The following is a 22,501-nucleotide window of genomic DNA, read 5'->3' as shown; positions in this document are numbered from 1 at the left end:
CCCTCACCGGACAGACCGGGAAGGGACACGCCGAGCGGGACCGAGGCGCGCCCGCCGCCGGAACCGGCCCGAGCCTCGAACCGCCGTCCGCTCGGACTTTCCCGGTGGGCACCGGCTCACTTCGCAAGTGAGAACCGTCGACCCGGCAGGGCGACAACCGAGAACTCCCTTGCCCCGATCACGTTTTGGCATCGAATAGGCGAACCGCGGGCCGTACCCACCCCGCCGCCGGCCGTTTACCGGCACGTGATCCACATTGCCCGAGCAGGCGAATACCGCTCGGATCGATCCGGGCATATTTATATTCGTAGTGAATTGACTACCCTCTGTCAAGCTTGACTCATGTCAATGTTTTCTGTTCCCTTGTGCTATCCATGGCGTCCATATTTCGATGGAGTGACATGAATCGCCTATCCCCATTAGGCCCATTTCAAAATCATGAATCCATCCCACGAGGACGGCGCCGGAAAGCCGGTGCGAAGCTACGCCGTATGGTCGGAGTGGTGGCGATAAGCGGCACACTGGCGTCGATGACGGCCGTCGCCACCACAGCATCCGCAGCACGGGCAGAGCCGGCACCAGGCGCTCCGTCATCGAAGCACACGACGGCGACGTTTCCCCGCCCCAAGGATCCGGACGCCGGCCTGCGCGCCGCCGTCGCGGAGGCACGGAAACAGAAAAGACCGGTCGAGGTGCTGAGTTCGGCGACGGAGAACAGCGAATCCTGGGCTTTCCCCGACGGTCACATCACGACCGACACGTATGCGGCCCCCGCCCGGGTGAAACCGGCAGGCGGGCCGTGGTCCTGGATCGACAATTCACTGGTCGAGCGTGATGGAGTGCTCAGGCCCAGGGTTTCCGGGGCCAAGGTGGCGGTGGAGTTGTCCGCCGGCGGGCAGGGCCGCCCCTTCGCCTCAATGCGTGTCGCAGAGAAGAGTCAGGAACTGGCGCTGATATGGCCGGAATCATTACCCAGGCCAACAATCAGCGGCAATGTCGCCACCTATAAAGACGCCGCGGCCACGCCCGGTGCGGATCTCGTGGTGACGGCGCTTACCTCCGGGTTCCGCTTCGATGTGGTGCTGCGCGAGCGTCCGAAGGCGCCATTGAAGTTCAGGCTGCCCGTGCAGGCGAAGGGCCTGAGCCTGAGCACCGGCGCGGACGGCGGTCTGACGCTGACCGACGCCGGCGGCAAGAAGGTCACCGCGGGTTCCCCGCCGATCATGTGGGACGGCGGTGCGCGCGGCGGCGAGCGGGGATCACGGCGTACCTCGGTTGACACGGCGATAGACGGCGGCGAGGGACGTCAAACGCTGGTGCTCACCCCCGACGCGCGATTTCTGGCCGATCCGGCCACCCGATTCCCCGTGACCGTGGATCCGACCATCACTCTCGGGGTGCGGGCCGACACCTGGGTCGAGAACTCCGCGGTCTACAGAGACTCCCAGTACCTCGACACCCAGTTGTGGGCGGGAGGTTACACCGACCCCTTCTCAGGCCCGTATCTCATCGACCGTTCGTTCCTCATGTTCGACACCTCCGCCGTCTCGGGCCGTGCCGTACAGAGCGCCTCCCTGGCCCTGACACAGAACTTCGCCACCGGGTGCGGCGACGGTCTCTCCGGTATCAAAGCCCAGCGGATCACAACGGCCTGGGACGAGTGGACGCTGACCTGGCATACCCAGCCGGCCACCACGACCGCGGGCGAAGGAGTGGCGAGGGACTCCGCCCGCTGCGGAACACGTCAGACGACGACCTGGCCCATGACCGGCATCGTCCAGGCGTGGGCCGACGGCGCGGCCAACCACGGCATCATGCTCAGCGGGGTGGACGAGTCGGCCTCCCGGCCGGACTACAGCCGCATCTTCGACTCCGCCGAGGCGGGCGGCCCCGGCATCCCCAAACTGACCGTCTCCTACACCCTTCCCCAGAAGTCCCCGCCGTCTCAACAGATCCGGCCACTCCAGCCATGAGACCGACGCGGTGGTGCGCAGCAGCACGGCCGCCTGACCTATCCGTCCAACAGCACCGGCGACTCCCCCATCGGCTACTCCACAAGGGGACACCGGTGTCCCACAGGAAGGATGGGGTCATCTCTCAACCGTGAGCGGCATCGGCTCAAATGGGCAGGTCTTCTATGCCCGGCACAGCGAAGACCACTCCCATAGGGCATTCGCCACAGGTTATCCAGGACGGCTCCACCGCCGGTCGAATCCTCTCGCCCGGAGGAGACCCCTCACGGACCGGGAGGGGACTCCCCGGAGAGAAAGGCGATCGGCGGCGTTGACAGGCACCCGAGGGCCGACGAACCTGGGGCGTGCGGAACCTACGCGATCCAGCGAATCCACCGGCCGGTGAGAGCGGAAAATGAGCGGACTGCGCCCTGTGCTGACGTGGGTGGGAGCCTGTGCGATCGGCGTGACCCTGGCAGGGCTGGGCGGCTGTTTCGTGGCGATAGGGCTTGACGAGGCGGACAGACTGGCGAGTGTGGTGGGCAGCCTGGTCGGCGTCGTCGGCCTCGGGCTCTCCGGCTACGGCCTTCTGCTCACCCGCCGCGCTCCCGGCGAGCCTTCCGAGGGGGCCACCTCCACACCTCGCCCGGATGACGGCGGCGTGACGAACACCATCAGCGGCGGCACCGTGCACGGCCCCGTGTTCCAAGGCCGTGACATCACCGGGTCGATAACGCTCGGCCTCTCGGCGGATCTCGGCCGGGGAGATCCCGGACAGGATCCCGGACAGCGGGCCTCCACAGATCACGAACAGCCATAGGGGCAGCCCCGAACGGGTGAGGGCACCATCCGCGACGGGACGGCGGAGGCCGCCGACGGCCGCACGGAAGGTATCGCGCGCCGCTCACCGCGCGGGCGGAGCGGAGAGCCCGTCGGCCGACGCCTTTACCGGGAATGCATTCGCATACCCCGATTCGCATACACCGAACGGAATTGTCCATTCCATAAGGGTTAATTGTCTTTTTTCGCCACAACGAATAGGAAAACAGGAAAAAATCGCGGGGGCGGCGAACCGGACTCCCGGAGACGGGGTCGCCTTCTCGCAGGCGACGGTGGAGGGCGGCGAATCGGGCGTTCCGAAGGCGGAAGATCAGGGGCGGCATGACCGCCACGCGCCCGGCCGTGCGATGCGCCCCTTGCCCGGAGAGATGAGCACCGTGGTGAACACGTGCCGTAACAATGCCCAAGTGACGCTACATATCTAAATGTTATGGAGTTTTGGACTTTGGTAAGAACTCTTCCGGATGGCACCTTTAGCTCAGCCCTGGCCGGCCACGGCTCCTTAGCCCCTTCCCCCCACGGGTCTTCGAGAGGAGCCATTCGCAGTGAGGTCCACAAAGAGGTTGGGAGGGATCGCCGTCCTGGCGGTCGCCGCCCTCGCCACATCCACGCTCGTGAATGCGACCAGCGCGAACGCGCAGAACAACGCGCTGACGGACCCGACCCCCGCGGCGAGCTCCGAGAGCGCCTTCGCGCCACCGGACGCCAAGGGCCGTGAGCGTGCGATCGCCACCGCCGACAAGGCGCTGGCGGCGGAGTCACAGTCCCTGCGCAAGTCCTCAGGAGACAGGTTCACCCGCGACAGAGTCGTCGTGGGAACGCAGGGCATCCAGTATCTGCACTACAAGCGCACCTACCAGGGCCTGCCGGTCTACGGCGGCGACGTGATCGTCGTCACCGACAGGGCGGGCGGGCGGGTGGAGGACGTCACCTCGGGCCAGCGCGTCACACTGAAGCTGGACACCAACGCCACCGTCAGCGCGGACACCGCCACGGCCACCGCCCGCGGCCAGCTCGCGACCGTCGAGACCGCCGCCCCGCCCGTACTCGTGGTGCACGCGGCCACCGACAAGCCCACGCTGGCGTGGGAGGTGGCGCTCACCGGCCGCACCGAACACGCCGAGAGCGTGCTGCACGTGTACGTCGACGCCCACACCGGCGCCGTCATCGACAAGGTGGACGAGGTCAAGGAGGGCACCGGCAACAGCTTCTACAACGGCAACCCGGTCACCATCCAGACCTCGGGCTCATACTCGATGACCGACACCACCCGGCCGGGTCTGCGCTGCGGCGGCCAGAACGGCGCCACCTACACCAAGAGCACCGACTCCTGGGGCAACGGCTCGGGGACCAGCCTGGAGACCGCCTGCGTCGACGCCCTGTACGCCGCGCAGACCGAGTGGAACATGCTGCGCGACTGGCTCGGCCGCAACGGCTTCACCGGAGCCGGCGGCGGCTTCCCCGTGCGCGTCGGCCTGGCCGACGTCAACGCCTACTGGAACGGCTCCTACACCAACTTCGGCCGCAACCAGGCCGGCAACCAGCAGGCCACCCCCATGGACGTGGTCGGCCACGAGTACGGCCACGCCATCTTCCAGTACTCCGGGGCCGGGGGTTCGGGCAGCGGCAACGAGACCGGTGGGCTGAACGAGTCGACCGGCGACATCTTCGGCGCGCTGACCGAACACTACGCCGCCAACCGGTTCGACACGCCGGACTACACGGTCGGCGAGGAGGTCGACCTGGTCGGCCAGGGCCCGATCCGCTACATGTACGACCCGTCCACCGTCGGCGACCCGAACTGCTACAGCTCCGCCATCCCCAGAACCGAGGTGCACTCCGCGGCCGGTCCGCAGAACCACTGGTTCTACCTGCTGGCCGAGGGCACCAACCCGGCGGGCAAGCCCGCCAGCACGGTCTGCTCCGGCCCGGCCCAGCTGACCGGCATCGGCATCCAGAAGGCCGGCCGGATCTTCCAGGCCGGGCTCAACGGCAAGACCATCCCGTGGACGCACGCCAAGGCGCGGGTGGCGACCCTGAAGGGCGCCAAGGCGCTGTTCCCGGGCAGCTGCACCGAGTTCAACGCGGTCAAGGCAGCCTGGAGCGCGGTCAACGTCCCGGCGCGGGCCGGCGAGCCGACCTGCTGATCCGCTGACCTCTCCGGCCTGCTGACCGCCTCCTCGGAGAAGAGGGCTCGCCTTCACTCTCCGAGGAGGCGCGCCCGATGGCCCGGCGGCATGGTCCGGGCCGCCGGGTCTCGGCACTCACCCACCGGCTACCCGGCGGTGATCACGACCATGTCCCGGAGAGGGTCCTCCGCACCGAGGCGAGTGGGCACCGGCGGCCGGCTCCGGCAGCGAGCCGGCCGGCCTTTCACTCGGGGAAGGGCGCGGGTCACTCGGGGAAGGGAGCCGAGGCTCCGGTCTGAACTCCCCGCCCTGCGGAGAACACCCTGCCGCCAATTATCAAGGTTGTTCATATTTGGCATATACATCTCCGGCTACCGGAGTGTCCGAATCACTTCTGGCTCCTCTTCTCGGCGGCCAGGGCTTACCTGTCCGGACGGATTGCGACCATGGCGATACGGAAGGCTGATCGGCGGGGAACATTGCACGTCCGGAGGGGTCGTGTGAAACTCGGTGGGCGCTGGAAAAATCTACGAAACGAGGAGCGCCATGTCTCGTCCGTGGGAGGCCGATCCGGCCGCCGAACTGCACAGACGCCTGGGGAAATCTCCCCTCGAACTCGGAAACACGACCGCGAGCCCGGACTGCCCGGACATCTGGGAACTCTCCAATGGCGACATCGCCGTCATCGGCCGCGACCTCACCGATTCATACCGGAACCGGCTCCCCGAGGGGATGAGCCTCAGCCGCGACGAACGTCTCGTGGTGATTCCCAGAAACCAACTCATCTCCGCGAAGCGGGATATACCAGATGCTTGACGATGTAAGCAGACATCGGGCGGAGAATCTCAGTGCCGAGGAGTATCTCTCCGATTTCTGGCCGTATTTCCAGAACCTCGAAGGGGTGTTCTGGAAGCTCGAATGCCGCCAATCGTTCAGGGAACCGCGCAACCCCAGCTGGCAGGCGCTGAACCGGGGAGACTGGCACGAGGCGCTGCGCATCGTCGACGAGACCAGACAGGAGATCCAGGCTCCGATCCTGGAGGCTCCGGGTTTCCCGATGCGCCGGGTCCGCGTCGTGGAGCGCCCCTACACGCCCTACCTGCAGTGGGAGCTGTACTTCATCCGGCTGAGGGCGGAAGCCGGAGAGCAGGTCCGGATCCTGGACTCCGAAGCCCTGGGGAGGGGGCGAGACCATCGGTCCCTGCCCGAGCTCGTCATCCTGGGCTCGTCGGTCATGTACGAGGTGCTCTACGACGAGGGTGGGACACTGAGCGGCGCCCGGAAGATCGTGGACCCCCGGTTGATGGAGTCCTGCCGGCATGAGGTCGAAGACCTCTTCTCCCGGGCCGAGGACCTCCTGACCTTCCTGGAGAACGACCGCGCCGCCCTCCCTCCCCCACTACAGACCGCCGGTCGAGAGTCTCGGTAGTGAGAAGGCGGCTCCCGCTCAGCCGACTGGCCGGCAGCGGGCGCCGCCTTCTCACCATCATCTTGCTCCTCCTCATGGTTCTGGCGGTGCCCGGCTTCGTGGTGGTCTCCCCCTTCTTCCTCTCACTCCTGAAGGACCAGGTCACCGACTGGAACAGGCTGAGCGACATCGGCCAGACCTACGGGGCCGCCTCCGCCGTACTCGCCGTGTTCGCACTGATGGGCGTGACGGCCTCGCTGATCCTCCAGGCGCGCGAGAACAAGGCGAACCGCGAGCAGACACTGCGCGCGCTACACGGCGACCTCATGCGGATGGCCATGGAGGACCCCGTGTACCGGGCCTGCTGGGGCGCGTTCTTCACCTCCGAGAACCCGGACAGACAGCGCGCGCACATGTACGTCAACATGATCGTCAACCACTGGCTGATGATGTGGGAGCTCCGCGCCATCACCGAGGCGCACCTACGGGCGGTCTCCGCCGTCGTCCTGTCGGGCCCCGTCGGCTGGAGGTTCTGGACCGACACCCGGAAGAGACGGACGCTGAGCGCGGGAACCCGGCGAGAACGCCGCTTCAACCACATCCTCGACGAGGTCTACCACGCGGTTCCCGCCCCGCCCCGGGACACTCCTCACCCCGTCCCGGAGAGCTCCCTCCTGTCAAGGATGAGACGCCGCCTCACGGCACATCCCAGGGGACGGATCCTGCTGCTCCTGGGACTCCTGGCCGCCGCATCCGTCGCAGGCGGCATCGCACGGAGAAGACGCCGATATCAAGAAGAGGTGACGTGAGGCGGCACGTGCCGTCCGTCCGATGCCGCGGTGACCGGATATCGGCCAACCGTTCGCGGCGGCCGGGGTGGCCGGGGTGGCCGGCCCCCTCTCAGCCCGTGGTCCGCTCCACGGGGATCCACAGCCGCCGGAAGTGGTATTCCGACGTGACGGTGGTCCGCGCGAGCTCGGCCACCTCGATCCGCTGATCGAGGTGGCGCTCGATGTAATCCATGGCCTGGTTCAGCCGCTCCGGCATCCCAGCCCTCCCTCCGCTTTCGATCACTCACGCTGGACGGGACCCGCCCCGGCGGACTCGGCATCCTGTGCCCGGTACGGTCGGGGGCGGGGCGCCGCTCGATTCCACCTTCACACCGCGCCGCGGTAAACCCGCCTATCGCCCCCTTCGTCCTTTGACAGATACGCCGTATGCCGAAATGATCACGCCTCCCGGCGGCGTGAATCGGTCCATCCGGACCTTGGGACCGTGCCCAGCGCCATTGAGGAGAGGACGTCGATTGTCCGTGACGGACCAGGAGCTTGTCACCGAGCTTCGCGAGCTCGCCGACCACCCCCGTCTGACGGCTCGCCAGGACCAGTTACGTGACCTCGCGGACGCGATCACCGACCCCGGCAAGGCCGAGCGCTGGTGTGAGATCGACCTGTTCGCCGCCTTCTCCCCCGACGACACCATCCTGGTGGACGGCGAAGCGGCGGAGACCGCGTCCCCGCGGGGAAAACCGGGACGGCGCCGGGGACTCGCCGCCGCCGTCGGCCCCGCCCTCGTCTTCGTGCCGATCCTCATCACCTGGCTCGGGCTGATGATGGCCACGGGCGCCTACGGCGAGGTTCTCGACAGCGACGGGCTGGAGGCGGCCCGGCGGCCCTTCCTTGAGATGTGGCAGCAGGGCTTCGACGGCAGGCTGCCGGGGTTCTTCAAGTTCGACAACATCGCGCTCTGCACCCTCGCGGCCATCTTCTGCCTCATCCTCTGGACCGTGTTCGAGAACGTCACGAGCAGTGGCAGAGAAGAGACCTCCGAGCGGGAACTGGCGGCTCTCCGGGTCCGGCTCCGCCGGGCGACGACCCAGGCGAGCCTGGTGCTCGGCGGCGTCCGGCTCTCCTCCCCCGTCCGATTCGGAGCCGAGCTCGGCAAGGTGGCGGCCGACATCGGCTCCGTCGGCGTCATGGCGCGCAAGACACACACCGAGCTGGTGGAGGCGCTCACCCTGAGCCTGGAGTCCACGCGGAAAACCACGGACGCGCTGGCCACCAGTGCGATCGACGTGGGCGACGCCGTCGACCTCCTCGGCAAGCACCTGGCGTCCATCAACAGCACCTGCGACGATCTCACCGCGGCGGTGGTGCGGGCCTCAGCCCTGATCGACAGCGCGGGGTCCAGGACCGGTCAGGCGGTGACCAACGCGGGGAACCAGCTGTCCACGACCCTCTCGCAGACCACCCTCGACATGCGGCGCGCGTTCAACGACGAGATCGTACGATCCATGAGGTCGGTCCAGGGCACCGTATCCGGCCTGGACACCCGGGTCGACAAGCTGGTCGACGCGACGGCGAGCATCGGCTACGCGGTCGGCCGCGCGGCCGTCTCGATCGACTCGGTCGGCTCATCGACGGAGAAGGCCGTCAACCTCCTCGGTGAACGGGTCACCGACACGCTCGACCGGCTCCCCGGCGTACTGGGAGAGGTCCTGGCCGAACTACCGGCGAAGGTGAGGGAGCTCACGGACGGCGAGCTCACCGACCTGAAGCACGCGATCACCGAGCTCCAGCTCGCGGCCGGCCCGACCGGCCCTCCCGCCCCGGAAAGCGTCGACGAGGGCCCGGACACCCCCCAGGGGACCCGGCGATGACCGCCCGCAGAAGGACCTCCGCCTCACCCCTGCTGGCCGGCTGGCTCTTCGCCGACCTGCTGCTCGGAGTCACGATCATCATGCTGGGCGCCCAGGCGCCGCCTCCCTCGCATGCCCAGTCCCTGGCGGAGACCGCCCGGCCCCTGCCGGAAATCGTCCAGCCCCTGCCGGAGGCCGAGCAGCCTCCCCCCGACGCCACCCGGCCCCCGGCGGAGAAGAACCCCACGCCCGCCCGGCCCCCGGTGGAGGAGAGCCCCGCACCCACCCCGCCTCCGGCGGAGAAGAATCCCGCACCCGCCCGGCCGAGCCCTCCGGGCTCCTCGCCGACTCCCTCCCCCTGTACCGGCCCCCTCGGAGACGTTCAGGCGAAGCCGATCACGATCTCGTTCCAGATCGCCCCCGGCGTCGGGGACGGCGCGCTGGCCTCGCAGGTCCGGCAGGAGTTGCTCAAACACCGGGAGCACCTGGCGGGACAGCACGCGGGCATGGTCCTGACCTTCGGCGCCGACGGCGCCGCCGGGGACGGCGTCCGCCTGGCCACCCGGGTCAACACGGCCATCCGTGAGGCGTACCCGCGCATCTTCGGAACGGCCGTGACCAGGAACTTCCACGACCTCGCCGCCCCCAGCGGGTCGATCTCCATGGAGATCTACCTCATGACCTACGGCTGCTCCCCCGCCACCAAACCCCCGAAATCACCTGATGGGTGAGGCGCGGACCAGGCTCCTCCACCTCCCGGCCCCCACCGGTGTGGGCCTCCGCCAACGTCCGTGGATCAAGACGGACGTCCGGACGTGGGACTGATTCTCGCCTCTCCACGGGTTCGGCCTCCGGCCCTCCCGTCTCAGCAGACCGTTGCGCGTGTCACCTGTGACCCCGACCCGCGAGCCGCGATCTCTCGGCCTTCGCACGGGTGTCCGGGGAGCGCGGACACGTCCGGGATTCTCCTCACGGCCGACGTCGGCCGCTGTCATCGACAGTCTCAAACAGTGGCGCGGCATCGCCGGGCACACCGAGAAATCCGCCGTCCACCACAAGGCGGGACTCCACATCGCCTCGGTTCTCAGCCGCGACTGAATACGCCCATCGCAAAGCTAGAGTGAAACAATTAAAAATAGCGGAAGGGGAATGGTGGAGTCGATGCCGTCGGAAACGGGGCCTCTTTCGCCGGACTTCGCCGGAATCGACCCCGATCTGATGCAGGGCTTCGTCACCGCCTTGGAACGCGGTCGCAACGTGATCGGCGAGCAGTCCGAGCGGATCCGCCAGTTGCTCGCCACGGCCGAGACGTCGGCGACGGCCCTGCGGCCGATCAGGGAGATCGAGGGCTGGATCGGCGACGAGCTCCCGGGGCTGCGCGAACGCCTGCAGACGATCAACCAGGACCTCCCCATGATAGGAGGAGCGATCGGCACTCCGGAGCAGGTCTCGGCGTGGACCGGCGACTGGCTCCAGGACCCGATCAGCTGGGGACTGCTGGCCTACGACGAGAAGACGGGAAAGACGTCGGCGACCAACGCCAAGGAAGGCGCCAAACTCGCCGCCCGGTTCAAGCGCCTCCCCTCCTCCCCTCTCGGCCTGCCCGACGCCGATTACGACCGGATCCTCGACAAGCTCGCCGACAAGCGGGGGGACGCCTACTTCACCGCCGGGTTCTTCCGGATCCTCGGCCCCGAAGGCGTGCTCACCATGATTCACCGCCTGACGAGGTACGGCGAGAAGGCGAACGGCGAACATCGGCGGGTCATCAGCGGCGCCCTGGCCACGGCGCTGCGCGCGCAGCCGGGGGTCCTCGGCTCGGCGTGGAAGGCGGGCAGTCTCAGGAAAGCCTCGGACGACGGTCTGGCGTCTCTGCTCCAGTACGGTACGTTCCCCACCGCGTGGCTCACCGAGATCATGCAGGGCAGGGCGGGAAAGCCGATCGGCGCCGGCGACGGCAGCCGCCCCCGGCGGTGGAAGACCGATCTCACCCCGTTCCTGCCCGTCCTGGCGAACAACCCAGAGATGACCAGGGGTCTGTTCGACACCCTGTCGCGTGAGGACCTCAGAGATCTGTTCACCGAGCTCAACCGCACGAAGAGCCTTGAACCCGCCTCCAGGTATCCGAGCGTCGACTTCGACGTCAGCGCGGAGTTCGGCCGGATGCTCGCCTCCATAGGAGGAGCCTACGAGAAGGGCCCGCACAGCCCCGAGGCCGCGAAGTACGCCTTCAATGTCATGACCATCATGGGAGACCTCAGGGACGTCGACGGCACCGACGACGCGCCGGGCACGCCGATGGAGGTCGCGCCGGGTGCCCGGATCTTCATGTCGGAGCTGGCCGGCGCGTACGCCACCGAACTCGTCGAGGGCGCGAACATCGGCGACGCCAACATGACCGAGGCGAGCACGCTGAAGCCCTTCACCTCGGCCTTCGGCACGACGTCGGCGTTCACCCTGAGCCCGAAGGACACCTACCGCTTCCTGAAGACCTTCGCCGACTCCGACAAGAACCTCACCCCATTCGAAAAGAGAATGGGCGCCCTCACCCTGAAACTGATCGCCGACGCCTCGGCGACGACCAGGAGCACCGGAGACGTCAAGCGCATGGACCAGGTGTTCACCGCCCTGGGCAACCTGCGCGGCTTCGAACTGGCCGCCATCGAGAAGGTCCAGGGCAACCTGGACAGTATCGATAAAAAGCGACAGAGCATTGTGAAGTACTTCCGTGACAACGGCATCGGAGTGCTGAGCCTCTACTTCTCACCGATCAGGGCGGCGGATTACGCCTGGTTCCTGCTGAGCGCCTCCATCTCCACCAAGGAGACCGTCCAAGAGGTCTTCGGCGAAGAGGACGAGACCCGGGTGGACCGGGCGGACAAGAGGGACGCCATGGAGACCCTCGGCCGCCAGCACACCTACGCTCAACTCCTCATGGCCAACGGCTTCGCCCCGAAGGTGACACCCGCCGAGTGGCAGGCCACGTGCCCACCCGGCGTGGCGATAACCGACACCAAGGGCAACCTCAAACCCTTCGCCGACCTGATCAAACAGGGCAACCGGGGACTTGAATCCTTCGAGAGGTGGGTGGCCGCCAACGGCATGGGCGGCACTGACAAGGTTGCGCTTGGAACACTGTCCAACGACACATCGAGCTGGTTCGAGGGCGGCAGCAAGCGGGGCCGGGAACGTGGTCTAGCCTTCGACAGTTAACTCACGAGGTTGGAAGACACTCGGTTTCGCCTCTGACCGCGTACTGCCCGTTGGCTGGTGACTCCAAGGTGATCTTTGTCTTGGATTCGTCGTTGGCAAGCCGGATGGGGGCGTTACCGCGGTCTTCGACAATACGGTAGGGAGCGACCCCGGAAAGCGTACCCAGCAGGAGGGTATTGAGACTGTCCGGCTCGCTTTGCGAGGCAGGATCTCTACCGGTGGCGGCAAAAGTCCGTTTGGCTCTGCCCTCACCACAAGGAAGGTCACGCCCACCCGCATCGGTGATGCGGATATCCAAGGCATAACGCTTCTTCATCAGCTCGGTGATGTGAGCTTTGAGCGTCTCCCCCGCCTGAGCCACCGTGGGGCCGCCGTCCCCACATCCGGACACCGCCAGCAACGCCACCGCACAGACCATGACGCCGCGCCGTACAGAACATGCCATGAATTCCTCCGGGACTGGCCGACGTGCCGTAGATCTAATAATGTCCAATAGATCCATCCGACGTACCCCCGTCCGAAGAGGCGCGTATGAATCCTCAGCCGGAGGGCCTGGTGCCCAACCCTCGGCGCCAGGTGTTGGAACAGACGCTGGCTGAGGTCAGGGCGCGGGTCGCCATCCTGGAGGCCGCGCTTGACCCCGCCCACGCCCAGTTCACCGGCCGGCCCACGTGGGTGGGACCGACGGCCCGGCGGTTCGCCGAAGACCTCAGCGCCCGCCGCGTACGGCTGCGCCAGGCCGCCCAGGCACTCGTCAGCACCCTCGAAGAGGAGATCCGCTCCGCCCCTGCGAAGGTTCCCTCTTCCACCGCACGACATTGACCCATAGGGCCGGGGTCCGGCCGAAAGCCGGATAGGGGCATCGCCACGGTCTTCGGTAAGACGGTAGGGGCCCTTGGAAAGGGGGCCAGGCAGGAACGAACCGGCCGATCAGTGACACCACCCGCATGGCGTTCGGCCTCCGCTTCCAGAAAATCACGATCATGGATCAAGCGATTGGATCCAGTCGTTACGCCCTCAGTCGACAAGACCCATGTAGGCGAACAGATTCTCCTCGATCAGACAGAGAACCTGGGCCGGCAACTGTCCCAGGTAGTCACCGAGCTCCTCTTTGAGGAAGGGCTGGGCGCAGACCGTCCGCACCCAGCATTTACTCGGCAGGTTGCCGGTTCCCTGGGCAAGCTTGACGCAGTATTCCGTCTTGAGCGTGGTCGCCGTCGAGGTTGGGACGACATACACCAGGGGCCAGTCGGCCTGCTCGTTCTTCGCGTCACCGCTGAGAACGATCACTGGCCGTTTCGGATGGTAGTTGCGCTGGTCGTTGGGGGGCATCGTGAGCGACCGATCGGATACGAGATAGACGCCACCCTTGCGGATGGATGCCTTCACTGATCACCCAGTGTCTTCGCGTTGGCCCGCCGGAGGCTGTCTCTCGCCTCCAGGAACTCCGCTCTCAGCGTTTCCCCCGCCCCCGGATCGTCCTGCTGCGGAGGCAGCACTCCACGCCGCGAACGGAACCGCTCCCGAAGGGCGGCCACCTGCCTGCGGCGCCGTGCGCGGTTGAGATCGAGCAGAACTCCCCGCTCACCACCCGCCCGCGCCTCAACCATGGGAACGGTCTCGTAGGAGAGATCCTTGAGACCGGCCGGACTCTTGCCGCCGTGCAGGCGGACGACCTTCCGCACACATTCCATGTCGTCTGTGTCCAGCGGATCTTCGATGTCGACGGTCACGGTGAGCACACACGAGCCGTAGTCCGCGTTCCGGTTGTCGCGGCGCTCCACCAACTCGCTCTCCACCACCCAGTCCTCGGCACGCATGAGCGCGTGATCGTAGGGACCGTAGTTGTCCCACCGCCAGGTGGCACCGCTGAACTGCGTGCGCCCCGACTCGACGGCCTCCAGATCGGCAAGGTAGAGCAGCTTCGCCAGCTTCGTCTTGGTGATCTCGAACTCCAGCTCGCGAGCCGCCTTCAGCACCGCCAGAACAGCGCTGGCCAGGGGATTGGGTGACTCAAGAGGCATGCTCATCACCGCTCCTCCCACGATCCGCCCCACTGCCACCGTACCCCTTCGGTTGTTTTCACCGCTGAACGTCAGATGTCGCCGCCAGGAAAAGACGATGACACCAGGTGAACACATCATCACATTCGGCAACGAGGATGTCAGTCGATCGCCACATCCCGGACGATGCGCTCGTCAGGCGGCGAGCTCGCTGTTCAGGTGGTCGCGGAACTCGCGGACCATCACGCCGTCGCCGTACGGCTCAAGCCGCCGCATCCGCCGGGCGTCGTTGGTCAGCACGACGTGAAATCCCTCGGCCGTGGCCCGGGGATAGAGCTTCTCGTCCTTGACCCTGGAGCACCGATCGAGATCAAGAGGGCTGCGGCCCAGCCGACCCCTTCTATCGCAGACTTTGCGGGACACGGACAGCGCAGGGAAGGCCGTCGATGAGCCCGTCGTCGAGCCGTACACCTGTCCGCAGTTCGAGGACCGTCAACATGACGGCTTGCAGGTAGGCCGGGTCGGCCTCCTCGTCGACATCACCCCGCTCCATCTCAACATAGCGGTGGAACAGGTCGGCGTACTCCGCGAGGGGCCCCTCCCGCAATGCCTCGACCATCTTCTCCGAAGACCGCTCGTCATCGCATAACTCCTCGTCCCAACTGCCGCCGCCATCTCGGGAGGAATAGCTGAACATCAGGTTGTAGAAGTCCCATTGCACGACCCAGCGGTCACACCCTCTCGCGAGGGCTTCGCCTCGGAGGAAGCGGCCGACCCCGGCTTCGTCGAACGTGACAACGGCCTGCCCGTACTGTCCGATAAGGAGATGTCCCTCCTCGGCCAGGGTGTCGACCCCATCGGCCGGAACGAGGTCTCTCCTCTCCACGCCAATGCGCCGGAGAGCTTCGTCGAGGGTAAGGGGCGTGGTCACGGTATAACAGAAATGCTCTCGATCTTCGATCATGCCACGATAACGAAGAACAATGCTCCGATATCGCATGGAGATGTCATCGCACATCACGCCACCAGATTTTCCAGAATGACAATAATCGACAAACCCTGACATGTAAATATACATACCAAAGTCGCCAATTTACTTTTGCTTATTCGAGTGCGTCGAGATGGACGAGGTGGTCGTGCATGCGCCTGCTGGTGGCGTAAGCACGCAGGTGGGCGAGCGTCGGGGGAGTGACCTCAAGCTGAGTGGCCAGGCCGTCGATCCGGGCGACCAGGTCCTCCTGGGTACGGACCTCGCGCAGACGTGCCATACCAAGGGCTCTTTCCTGGACGGCGCGGCGGCGTAGCGCCGCGTCGTCGCACCACAGCTGGAGGAAGTGGCGCTCGCGCAGCTGGAAAGAGCCCACGCGGCTCAGCGGCAACTTGGGGGGTCCGGCGAAGGCGGCCGGTTTCAAGGCGACCCGCCAGACGCCGTTCGGCAGTTGCCGGGGCAGGCCGGGGCCGAGCGCGTTGTCGGCCAGCCATCGGGTCCACAGGTCACGTGGATCCTCGCGACTCTCCGCCTCGATCCTCGCGTGGATCGCCGGCACGTCACGGCAGACACCTTCGAGGAAGGCGTCCCGTTCGGCGCCGACGGCGGTGTAGGCGAGCAGAGAGCGATCGTCGGTCTCGATCAGGTAAGCGGGCGGATAGGCATCCTGGTCCGCGACATCTCTGATCTCCCGGAGCCGGTCGGGAAGGTTGTAGTCGGTCCGGTCGGGGCGAGCGGCGAGGGCGTCGACCATCTGCGGCTGAAACGCCGTGGCCACGAACAGCGGAAGGAAGCGCGTCCGGTCGGCCAGCATTTCCGCGGGGACCTCCGAGCTGGGCAGCACACTGAGCGATCCCTGATAGTGCCGCCGCGGCAGCGGCCTGCCGGTGAAACGCTCGATCAGCAGCTTCTGCCGGCTCTCCTTCGGCGTGTAGCGCACGCCCGCGCGCGCGGAGTGCAGGCCCAGCTCGGTCAGCCGGACCCGGCCGTGGTCCACCGTGAACGGCCGGCCACCTGCCCGTCGTCCGTGAACACGGCGAGGCGCGCGACCGTCCCCTCGGTGGAGGCGAGGATCTGGTCCCGCAGGGCGATGAGGTGGCTCTCCACCATGAGGGCGCCGGTAGTGAATGGGCGGCGCGCCGTGCTGCCGGGCGACCTCGATGTCCCGCCCCGCGTCGATGACCTGCGCCATCATGTCCAGGTACGCCGTGTGACGCTCGGGCAGCGGCTGTTGCCGCGGTTCGGGACGGCCGACGTCGGCCCAGGCCTTCCGCAGCAGTGGCCAGTGCGCCGACATCGTCCCGCGGCCGGCTCCCAGCCGAGCGTCTCCTTGTAACGTGCTTCCATGACAGGGCTGGAAGAGCTGACCGACAGACTGCGGAGGTTCGCACAGGACAGGGACTGGGAGCAGTTCCACACCTCGAAGAACCTCGCCATGGCCTTGGCGGGCGAGGTCGGCGAGTTGCTCGCGGAGCTCCAGTGGTTGACGCCCGAAGAAGCGGCGAAGGTCATGGACGACCAGGGGACGGCCACACGTCTCAGATCCGAGCTGGCCGACGTCATGATCTATCTGACCCGGCTCGCCGACGTATTGAAGATCGACCTCATCGACGCAGCCCACGCCAAGCTCGACGAGAGCGGCAGGCGCTACAGCGTGGAGACCTATCGTGGGTCGGCCAGGAAGGCGCCGCCACTCGTCTGATTTTGTCGGATGATCGCTGTAATGTGCTTCGCATAGTGATGCGGCCCGACGGGCTTCCGCTGATCGACTGATCGCGGACACGCTCCCATACCGCACGAGTCTCTCGTGCTGCCTGGGGGTAGGTCCGTGACGGCATTTCGGCATTCGGCCGAAAGTCTGACCACGCTGGCAACCGACGATTCGGTTCCCGAAAGACGGCTCAGCGAGGTCATCGCCGAGCACCTCAGAAGGACGTCGCGCATCAACCCCTCTCCTGCCGAACGCAGGTCCTGGGACCGCAGTCTTCCGGTTCTCGCCCGTGACCTGGTCGACGCCGGTCTCGGCGGCGTCGAGATGCTGGTCGAATACCAACTCCCGCTGACCAGCAAGCGCGCCGACGTCGTGCTCGCGGGGGTGGATCGCCGTACGGCGGGCGATGCCTACGTCGTCGTGGAGCTCAAGCAGTGGAGCCAGGCCGAACTCTTCGAGAACGATCCGAAGCTCGTCCTCGTCGAAGGCGGTCCCGGCGGCCCCAGACTGCACCCCGCGCTTCAAGTCCAGGGCTACTGCGACTACATCTCCGACTTCGTCGGCGCTCTGGAGGGCCGAGACGACGCGATCAGAGGCGTGGCATACCTCCACAACGCGGCCGACCTCGATGTCCAGGATCTCTACGCGCGAGACCAGGACGAGCGGAGCCGTCTGTTCACCAAGTCCCGGCGCGGGGCTTTCCTCGCCTATCTTCGCGATCGGTTCGCTCCCGACTCCGGCGCCGAGGCGGCTGACCGGCTGCTCGGCAGCGCCGTCCGCCCCTCCAAACAGCTCCTCAAGCTGGCCGCCCAGGAGATCAGGGAGCGGGAGCAGTTCGTTCTTCTGGCGGAGCAGCGGCTCGCGTACGAGATCGCGCTGAACTCGGTGGACAGTGCCCGCAGAGCCGATTCGAAGGAAGTCGTCATCGTCACCGGCGGTCCGGGAAGCGGCAAGAGCGTCATCGCGCTCTCCCTGCTGGGCGAGTTGTCGCGACAGGGACGTCTCGTCATGCACGCCACGGGATCCCGCTCGTTCACCGAGACGCTGCGCCGCGTTCCGGGAAAGGGCTCTTCCCGGGTGAAGAACCTCTTCAAATACTTCAACAGTTTCATGAGAGCCGAGCGCAACGGCCTTGACGTCCTCATCTGCGACGAGGCACATCGCATCCGGGAGACGTCACAGAACCGCTACACCCCGGCCCGTCTCCGCAGCGATCGCCGCCAAGTGGACGAGCTGATCGACGCCGCACGGGTTCCCGTCTTCCTGCTGGACGAACACCAGGTCGTACGGCCTGGTGAGATGGGTACGGTCGCCGAGATCAGGAATCATGCGGAGGCCCGCGGGTTCCCCGTCCACGTGATCTCCCTCGACGAGCAGTTCCGGTGCGGAGGCAGCAGAACGTACCAGGAGTGGGTGCTGCGGCTTCTCGGCCTGGACGGTGGCTCTCCCGAGCCGTGGGCGGGCGACGAGCATTTCGCCGTGTCCCTCACAGGATCCCCCCGCGAACTCGAGGCCTCGCTCCGTTCGAAGCTGGACGGGGGTTATTCGGCTCGGATGACGGCCGGCTTCTGCTGGCCTTGGAGCGATCCCCGCAAGGACGACACACTCGTCCACGACGTCCAGGTCGGCGACTGGTCCCGTCCGTGGAACGTCAAGGGTGACAGAGCCATGGGCAACGCCCCCGCGAGCGCCCTGTGGGCGACCATGGACGGCGGCTTCGGGCAGGTCGGCTGCGTCTACACCGCCCAGGGCTTCGAATACGACTGGAGCGGCGTGATCATCGGCCCTGACCTGGTCTATCGCGACGGTGGACTTGTCACCGTCCGAACAGCCAGCAGGGATCCGGAGCTCAAAAAGCGTGACGTCACCGACGAGCAGGCCGATCGCCTGATCCGCAACACCTACAAGGTCCTGCTCACCCGTGGCCTCCGGGGCGTCGTCATCCACGCCGTGGATCCCGAAACCCAGAGGTTCCTGTCCAAGCTGTTCGACGGTCCTGTCATTGAGCGGGGAGGTTCCGCACGGCGCCTGCCCACCTCGCTATGAACGAGCCCGGATGACCCCCACCTGGAGACGGCTTCCGGCACACCCCGTTCGCGGGAATCCTGGTTCGGAGACCAAACCCAGGGCGAACGGTCAAGGCCCCTACCGGGACATCATCCAGCGGACCGCTTGGCCGAGCGTCGTGTCGGCACCGTCGAGATCGGCCAGGCGGGTGGCCAGGGTCGCGACAGCGAGGCGTTCCGGAAGGGCGGCACTGAACTTCAGGCCGTGCAGGGCCCTCTCGTCCACGTCGGGAAGGCAGAGCCGGTCGGTGGCGTCGGCCGTTCCGGCCCTCCACATCTCCCGGGTGAGGTCGCTCCGGAGGCGAATGGACACCTCGTCGACTCGCTGACCGGGCACCGCGATGCCGTCGAGGGTCGCGGCCAGCGTGGCGTTGGCCCGGAAACCCGCCCAGGTCCACCAGCGCACATCGTCCGTCGCGGGATCCCGGGTGATGACGGTTCCCCCGGGGTGGACGGTGTCGACGGCGCCCTCCCTGACGACGGCGAGTCGCTCGACCGCCCGCCTGCTGAGCCGGACGGGGGGATCCGTCCCGAGGAGAACCTCTCGCATGCCCTGGGTCAGCGCGCGGGACAGGCCGCCGTAGCCGGTGCCGCCCCAGCGGGCCTTGCCCCGGCCGTCTGCCGCCTCGACGAAGCAGCGCCGACGTGACCAGTCGATGTAGGTGACCCGCCAGGTACGGCCGGCGAGCAGCAGCAGGCGGGGGCCCTCGACCCGCTCGGTGAGCAGCGCGGGGTCGGTCCGGCCGATCTCCCTGCGCCCGGACAGCACGGTGAACTCGGGGGCGGAGGTGAAGACCCCGGTCATCTCCATGAAGTGGCGGCGGCCGAAGCGTCGTTCGGCCTCGGGGCCCACGAAGAGCATGCCCCCGTCCCCGTCGAGATAGCCGTTGCCGACCAGGTGCCTGAGGATCACGGTGGCCTGCGGGCCGAACGGGCCGAGGCCGTTCCACCACTCCTGCCAGGTCCGGTCGCCGACGCGGCGCTCCTGCAGGCAGAGCGCGAGGATCTGCTGCGCGACGATGTGCCGGGGCTCGGCGGGCGCGACGACCGGTTCGACGAACCCCTGTCCCCACAGGTGCAGGAGCCCGGCGGCCTGTAGCAGCGACTCCTCGTCCAGCGCGAGGAACAGGCAGTTGCGGGCCGTTCCGGGTCTTCGCCCTGTACGGCCGATCCGCTGGAGGAACGAGGCGACCGTGGACGGCGCGTTGAGCTGGATCACCCGGTCGAGGTCGCCGACGTCGATGCCGAGCTCCAGTGTGGAGGTGGCGACGATGACGCAGTCCCGGGCCTCGGCGAACGCCTGCTCGGACTGGCGGCGCTCGTCCGCCGACAGCGACGCGTGGGACAGGAACGTGGTGACGCCCCGGGCGCGCAGCGCGTGACCGACTTCCTCGACCAGCCGCCTGGAGTCGCAGAAGACCAGCCGCTTCTCGCCCCGGTGCAGCGTGGCGACGAGCGCGGCGGCGTTGGACACCGACCCGACGTAGTCGAGCTGGACGTCACCGGATGGCGTCCGCGACGGTACGGCGACCGCCTCCGGGGCCACGACCTTCCCCGGCCTGCTCCCCTTCCCCGACCCCTGGAGCCAGGCGAGCAGTTCGGCCGGATTGCCCACGGTGGCCGACAGGCCGACGCGCTGGACCGGCCGGCCGATCAGGTGGGTGAGCCGTTCCAGCACGGCCAGCAGGTGCCAGCCCCGGTCGTCGCCGGCGAATGCGTGGACCTCGTCGACCACGATGGCCCGCAGTCCCTCGAAGAACTGCCGGTGGTCGACGTTCACGCTGACCAGCATCGACTCGATCGACTCGGGCGTGGTGAGCAGGATGTCCGGCGGGTCGCGCAGGATCTGCTTGCGCCGGGTGCCGGAGACGTCACCGTGCCAGAGCGCGACACGGCGGCCGGTCCAGCTCGCGTAGCCCTCCAGACGCGGCAGGAGGTTGTTGAGCAGTGCCTTGATCGGGCAGACGTAGAGCACGGACATCCCGCGCCAGTTGGCCGAGGCCATCCGGCTGAGCAGGGGGAACATCGCCGCCTCGGTCTTTCCTCCGGCGGTTGGGGCCAGCAGCAGGGCGTCCGAGCCGGCGATCAGCGGCTCGACCGCCGCCTCCTGCAGCGGTCGCAGCCCCGGCCAGCCCAGGGTGTTGACGATGTGGTGCAGGACGACGGGGTGGAGGTCGTCCGCGCTCAAAGGACGTCCAGCTCGACGTCGTCGACCGACATCGCGTTGCGCTCGACCTCGTTGAGCTCGGCGGTACCGACGGTGAGCCGGTAGTGCTCACGGGGGGTGAAGTCGGGAAACTGGTCGACCCGGTCCAGGATGTCTCCCACGAGCTTCTTCAGGAAGACCCGGGGGGCGACACCGACCTTGCCTCCGAGCGAACCCGCGACCGCCTCCGCCAGCAACGCGACGTAGTCGTCGTCGACCAGGTCGGGGACGCGGGGGGAGGCGCCCACGGCGTAGAGGTCGCGGACCCTGCCCCCCAGTTCCAGCAGGCCCTCCCGGGTGAAGCCCGGCAGCCGGATCTGCACGGCACGCGGGTTGTCGAAGCGCGGGTCGGTGGTGAAGTCGGTCGCCAGCCGGGAGGCCAGCGGGGGCAGGCGTTGCAGGCCCTGGTGTCCCTCGAAGAACGCCGGGGTTCCGGTGACGAGCACGTAGAGTCCGGGGAACCGGCCGGAGTCGATCTCGTCGACAAGCTGCCGCAGCGCGTTCAGCGCCTTGTCCCGGACGTCGGAGCGGACGCGCTGCAACGTCTCGACCTCGTCCAGAACGAGCAGCAGCCCGGGATGGCCGGAGTCGCGCAGGACCGTCAGCAGTCCCTGGAGGAAGCCCAGCGCGCCGAAGTGGTCCAGGTCTCCGCGCACCCCGGCCGACCGTTTGGCCGACGCCGACACGTGCGGTTGCCCGCCCAGCCAGGCGAGCACGCCCTCGGCGGTCGCCGGATCTCCCGCGGCGACCGCCGTACGGTAGCCGCGCAGCGCCGCGGCGAAAGTGGGTGCCGACCGGCTGACCTCGGCCAGCCTCTTCTCCAGCAGCGACTCGACGGCCTGGTCCAGGGCGGCGGAGTCCGACTCGGACACACCGGCGGACAGCGCGTCCTCCTCCAACGTGAACATCCACGCGTCGACGATCGAGCGCAGCGCGCTCGGCGGGAACTCGGCCGTGGACAGGTTCTCGCAGAGCCGCCGGTAGACGGTCTCCAGCCGATGCAGCGGCGTCTCGGTCTCGGAGATCTGCACCTCGGCGACGGCCATGCCGTGCTGTTTGGCCCGCTCGGCCAGCCACCGGGCGAAGAACGTCTTGCCCGAGCCGTACTCCCCGCGAACCGCCTTGAAGACGGAGCCACCCTGGACCGCCGTGTCCAGTTCGGCGTCCAGCGCACCGGTGAAGCGGTCGAGCCCAACGGCGAGCAGGTCGAGCCCCGCCGAGGGAACAGTCCCGCGCCGCAGGGCGTCGATCACCTCGCGGCGGCGGCGTTCACTGACCTTCACTGCTTGCCCCTGCCCTCACGGCCCGCACCGCACCTCGCGACCTGCGTCGGACCTCACGGCCCGC

21 protein-coding genes are annotated in these 22,501 nt (G+C 67.4%); 12 read left to right on the top strand and 9 right to left on the bottom strand.

Annotated features, from left to right (window positions below):
• Window positions 1-1,043: 1,043 nt before the first annotated feature.
• The 6 genes from ACWEF2_RS02070 (at window position 1,044) to ACWEF2_RS02045 (ending at window position 7,138) form a co-directional block, all read left to right on the top strand.
• Window positions 1,044-1,973 carry a DNRLRE domain-containing protein gene (locus tag ACWEF2_RS02070; RefSeq protein ID WP_453811154.1) on the top strand — a complete coding sequence of 310 codons (930 nt, stop codon included), beginning with the start codon at window positions 1,044-1,046 and terminating at the stop codon, window positions 1,971-1,973.
• 394 nt (window positions 1,974-2,367) lie between these two features.
• The gene (locus ACWEF2_RS02065) at window positions 2,368-2,772 is read left to right on the top strand and encodes a hypothetical protein (protein ID WP_453811153.1); all 405 of its coding nucleotides are present in this window, start codon (window positions 2,368-2,370) and stop codon (window positions 2,770-2,772) included.
• A 565-nt stretch (window positions 2,773-3,337) separates the two neighbouring features.
• Window positions 3,338-4,939 carry a M4 family metallopeptidase gene (locus ACWEF2_RS02060; protein ID WP_453811152.1) on the top strand — a complete coding sequence of 534 codons (1,602 nt, stop codon included), beginning with the start codon at window positions 3,338-3,340 and terminating at the stop codon, window positions 4,937-4,939.
• A 528-nt stretch (window positions 4,940-5,467) separates the two neighbouring features.
• Window positions 5,468-5,737: a hypothetical protein gene (locus tag ACWEF2_RS02055; RefSeq protein WP_453811151.1), complete on the top strand. Its 270-nt coding sequence runs from the start codon at window positions 5,468-5,470 to the stop codon at window positions 5,735-5,737.
• The gene (locus ACWEF2_RS02050) at window positions 5,730-6,350 is read left to right on the top strand and encodes a DUF6879 family protein (RefSeq protein WP_453811150.1); all 621 of its coding nucleotides are present in this window, start codon (window positions 5,730-5,732) and stop codon (window positions 6,348-6,350) included. Before ACWEF2_RS02055 ends, ACWEF2_RS02050 begins: the two co-directional genes overlap by 8 nt.
• Window positions 6,350-7,138, top strand: coding sequence for a DUF6082 family protein (locus ACWEF2_RS02045; protein ID WP_453811149.1), 789 nt, complete (start codon window positions 6,350-6,352; stop codon window positions 7,136-7,138). The genes ACWEF2_RS02050 and ACWEF2_RS02045 overlap by 1 nt, the downstream gene beginning before the upstream one ends.
• A gap of 91 nt (window positions 7,139-7,229) precedes the next feature.
• Here the strand turns inward: ACWEF2_RS02045 and ACWEF2_RS02040 are convergent, their stop codons facing one another.
• Window positions 7,230-7,376 carry a hypothetical protein gene (locus ACWEF2_RS02040; RefSeq protein WP_453811148.1) on the bottom strand — a complete coding sequence of 49 codons (147 nt, stop codon included), beginning with the start codon at window positions 7,374-7,376 and terminating at the stop codon, window positions 7,230-7,232.
• Between the two features lie 259 nt (window positions 7,377-7,635).
• Between ACWEF2_RS02040 and ACWEF2_RS02035 the strand changes: the two genes are divergently transcribed.
• From ACWEF2_RS02035 to ACWEF2_RS02025, 3 genes are all read left to right on the top strand, one after another.
• The gene (locus tag ACWEF2_RS02035; RefSeq protein ID WP_453811147.1) at window positions 7,636-8,988 is read left to right on the top strand and encodes a hypothetical protein; all 1,353 of its coding nucleotides are present in this window, start codon (window positions 7,636-7,638) and stop codon (window positions 8,986-8,988) included.
• Window positions 8,985-9,698, top strand: a complete 714-nt coding sequence (locus ACWEF2_RS02030; protein ID WP_453811146.1) for a hypothetical protein — start codon at window positions 8,985-8,987, stop codon at window positions 9,696-9,698. The genes ACWEF2_RS02035 and ACWEF2_RS02030 overlap by 4 nt, the downstream gene beginning before the upstream one ends.
• A 430-nt stretch (window positions 9,699-10,128) precedes the next feature.
• Window positions 10,129-12,180 (top strand): hypothetical protein, encoded by a 2,052-nt coding sequence (locus ACWEF2_RS02025; protein ID WP_453811145.1) that lies wholly within the window; start codon window positions 10,129-10,131, stop codon window positions 12,178-12,180.
• Between the two features lies 1 nt (window position 12,181).
• On the opposite strand, the gene ACWEF2_RS02020 is transcribed toward ACWEF2_RS02025, so the two are convergent.
• Window positions 12,182-12,586, bottom strand: coding sequence for a hypothetical protein (locus ACWEF2_RS02020; RefSeq protein ID WP_453811144.1), 405 nt, complete (start codon window positions 12,584-12,586; stop codon window positions 12,182-12,184).
• A 125-nt stretch (window positions 12,587-12,711) separates the two neighbouring features.
• Here ACWEF2_RS02020 and ACWEF2_RS02015 point away from each other — a divergent pair, with 125 nt between their 5' ends.
• Window positions 12,712-13,002, top strand: a complete 291-nt coding sequence (locus ACWEF2_RS02015) for a hypothetical protein (RefSeq protein ID WP_453811143.1) — start codon at window positions 12,712-12,714, stop codon at window positions 13,000-13,002.
• Window positions 13,003-13,197: 195 nt separating this feature from the next.
• Here ACWEF2_RS02015 and ACWEF2_RS02010 read toward each other — a convergent pair whose 3' ends face one another.
• The 5 genes from ACWEF2_RS02010 to ACWEF2_RS01990 form a co-directional block, all read right to left on the bottom strand.
• Window positions 13,198-13,569 (bottom strand): type II toxin-antitoxin system PemK/MazF family toxin, encoded by a 372-nt coding sequence (locus ACWEF2_RS02010; protein ID WP_453811142.1) that lies wholly within the window; start codon window positions 13,567-13,569, stop codon window positions 13,198-13,200.
• The gene (locus ACWEF2_RS02005; RefSeq protein ID WP_453811141.1) at window positions 13,566-14,210 is read right to left on the bottom strand and encodes a hypothetical protein; all 645 of its coding nucleotides are present in this window, start codon (window positions 14,208-14,210) and stop codon (window positions 13,566-13,568) included. Before ACWEF2_RS02005 ends, ACWEF2_RS02010 begins: the two co-directional genes overlap by 4 nt.
• A gap of 373 nt (window positions 14,211-14,583) precedes the next feature.
• Window positions 14,584-15,201 carry a hypothetical protein gene (locus ACWEF2_RS02000; protein ID WP_453811140.1) on the bottom strand — a complete coding sequence of 206 codons (618 nt, stop codon included), beginning with the start codon at window positions 15,199-15,201 and terminating at the stop codon, window positions 14,584-14,586.
• Window positions 15,202-15,286: 85 nt separating this feature from the next.
• Window positions 15,287-16,168, bottom strand: coding sequence for a hypothetical protein (locus ACWEF2_RS01995; protein ID WP_453811139.1), 882 nt, complete (start codon window positions 16,166-16,168; stop codon window positions 15,287-15,289).
• A complete protein-coding gene (locus ACWEF2_RS01990) occupies window positions 16,144-16,281 on the bottom strand; it encodes a hypothetical protein (protein WP_453811138.1) in 138 nt (45 codons plus the stop codon). Before ACWEF2_RS01990 ends, ACWEF2_RS01995 begins: the two co-directional genes overlap by 25 nt.
• 235 nt (window positions 16,282-16,516) lie before the next feature.
• On the opposite strand from ACWEF2_RS01990, the gene ACWEF2_RS01985 reads away from it, so the two are divergent.
• Together ACWEF2_RS01985 and ACWEF2_RS01980 are read left to right on the top strand one after the other, a co-directional pair.
• Window positions 16,517-16,873 (top strand): nucleotide pyrophosphohydrolase, encoded by a 357-nt coding sequence (locus ACWEF2_RS01985; protein WP_453811137.1) that lies wholly within the window; start codon window positions 16,517-16,519, stop codon window positions 16,871-16,873.
• Between the two features lie 126 nt (window positions 16,874-16,999).
• Entirely contained in the window at window positions 17,000-18,928 is a 1,929-nt protein-coding gene (locus tag ACWEF2_RS01980; protein ID WP_453811136.1) for a DNA/RNA helicase domain-containing protein, read from the top strand.
• 99 nt (window positions 18,929-19,027) lie between these two features.
• Here ACWEF2_RS01980 and ACWEF2_RS01975 read toward each other — a convergent pair whose 3' ends face one another.
• Entirely contained in the window at window positions 19,028-21,136 is a 2,109-nt protein-coding gene (locus ACWEF2_RS01975; protein WP_453811135.1) for a DEAD/DEAH box helicase, read from the bottom strand.
• On the bottom strand, window positions 21,133-22,437 hold the full coding sequence (brxD, locus tag ACWEF2_RS01970; protein ID WP_453811134.1) for a BREX system ATP-binding protein BrxD: 1,305 nt from the start codon (window positions 22,435-22,437) through the stop codon (window positions 21,133-21,135). Before brxD ends, ACWEF2_RS01975 begins: the two co-directional genes overlap by 4 nt.
• Window positions 22,438-22,501 lie beyond the last annotated feature (64 nt).

The organism is Streptosporangium sp. NPDC004631, from assembly GCF_053601935.1.
This window is presented reverse-complemented; position numbering and strand designations above follow the sequence as displayed.

Excerpts from the sequence above, each read along its gene's own strand:
- ACWEF2_RS02065 (WP_453811153.1), top strand. The coding sequence starts at position 2,368 with ATGAGCGGACTGCGCCCTGTGCTGACGTGGGTGGGAGCCTGTGCGATC.
- ACWEF2_RS02030 (WP_453811146.1), top strand. The coding sequence starts at position 8,985 with ATGACCGCCCGCAGAAGGACCTCCGCCTCACCCCTGCTGGCCGGCTGG.
- ACWEF2_RS02050 (WP_453811150.1), top strand. The coding sequence starts at position 5,730 with ATGCTTGACGATGTAAGCAGACATCGGGCGGAGAATCTCAGTGCCGAG.
- ACWEF2_RS02040 (WP_453811148.1), bottom strand. The coding sequence starts at position 7,376 with ATGCCGGAGCGGCTGAACCAGGCCATGGATTACATCGAGCGCCACCTC.
- ACWEF2_RS01990 (WP_453811138.1), bottom strand. The coding sequence starts at position 16,281 with ATGGTGGAGAGCCACCTCATCGCCCTGCGGGACCAGATCCTCGCCTCC.
- ACWEF2_RS02015 (WP_453811143.1), top strand. The coding sequence starts at position 12,712 with ATGAATCCTCAGCCGGAGGGCCTGGTGCCCAACCCTCGGCGCCAGGTG.
- ACWEF2_RS02025 (WP_453811145.1), top strand. The coding sequence starts at position 10,129 with ATGCCGTCGGAAACGGGGCCTCTTTCGCCGGACTTCGCCGGAATCGAC.
- ACWEF2_RS01985 (WP_453811137.1), top strand. The coding sequence starts at position 16,517 with ATGACAGGGCTGGAAGAGCTGACCGACAGACTGCGGAGGTTCGCACAG.
- ACWEF2_RS02000 (WP_453811140.1), bottom strand. The coding sequence starts at position 15,201 with ATGTGCGATGACATCTCCATGCGATATCGGAGCATTGTTCTTCGTTAT.
- ACWEF2_RS02005 (WP_453811141.1), bottom strand. The coding sequence starts at position 14,210 with ATGAGCATGCCTCTTGAGTCACCCAATCCCCTGGCCAGCGCTGTTCTG.
- ACWEF2_RS02055 (WP_453811151.1), top strand. The coding sequence starts at position 5,468 with ATGTCTCGTCCGTGGGAGGCCGATCCGGCCGCCGAACTGCACAGACGC.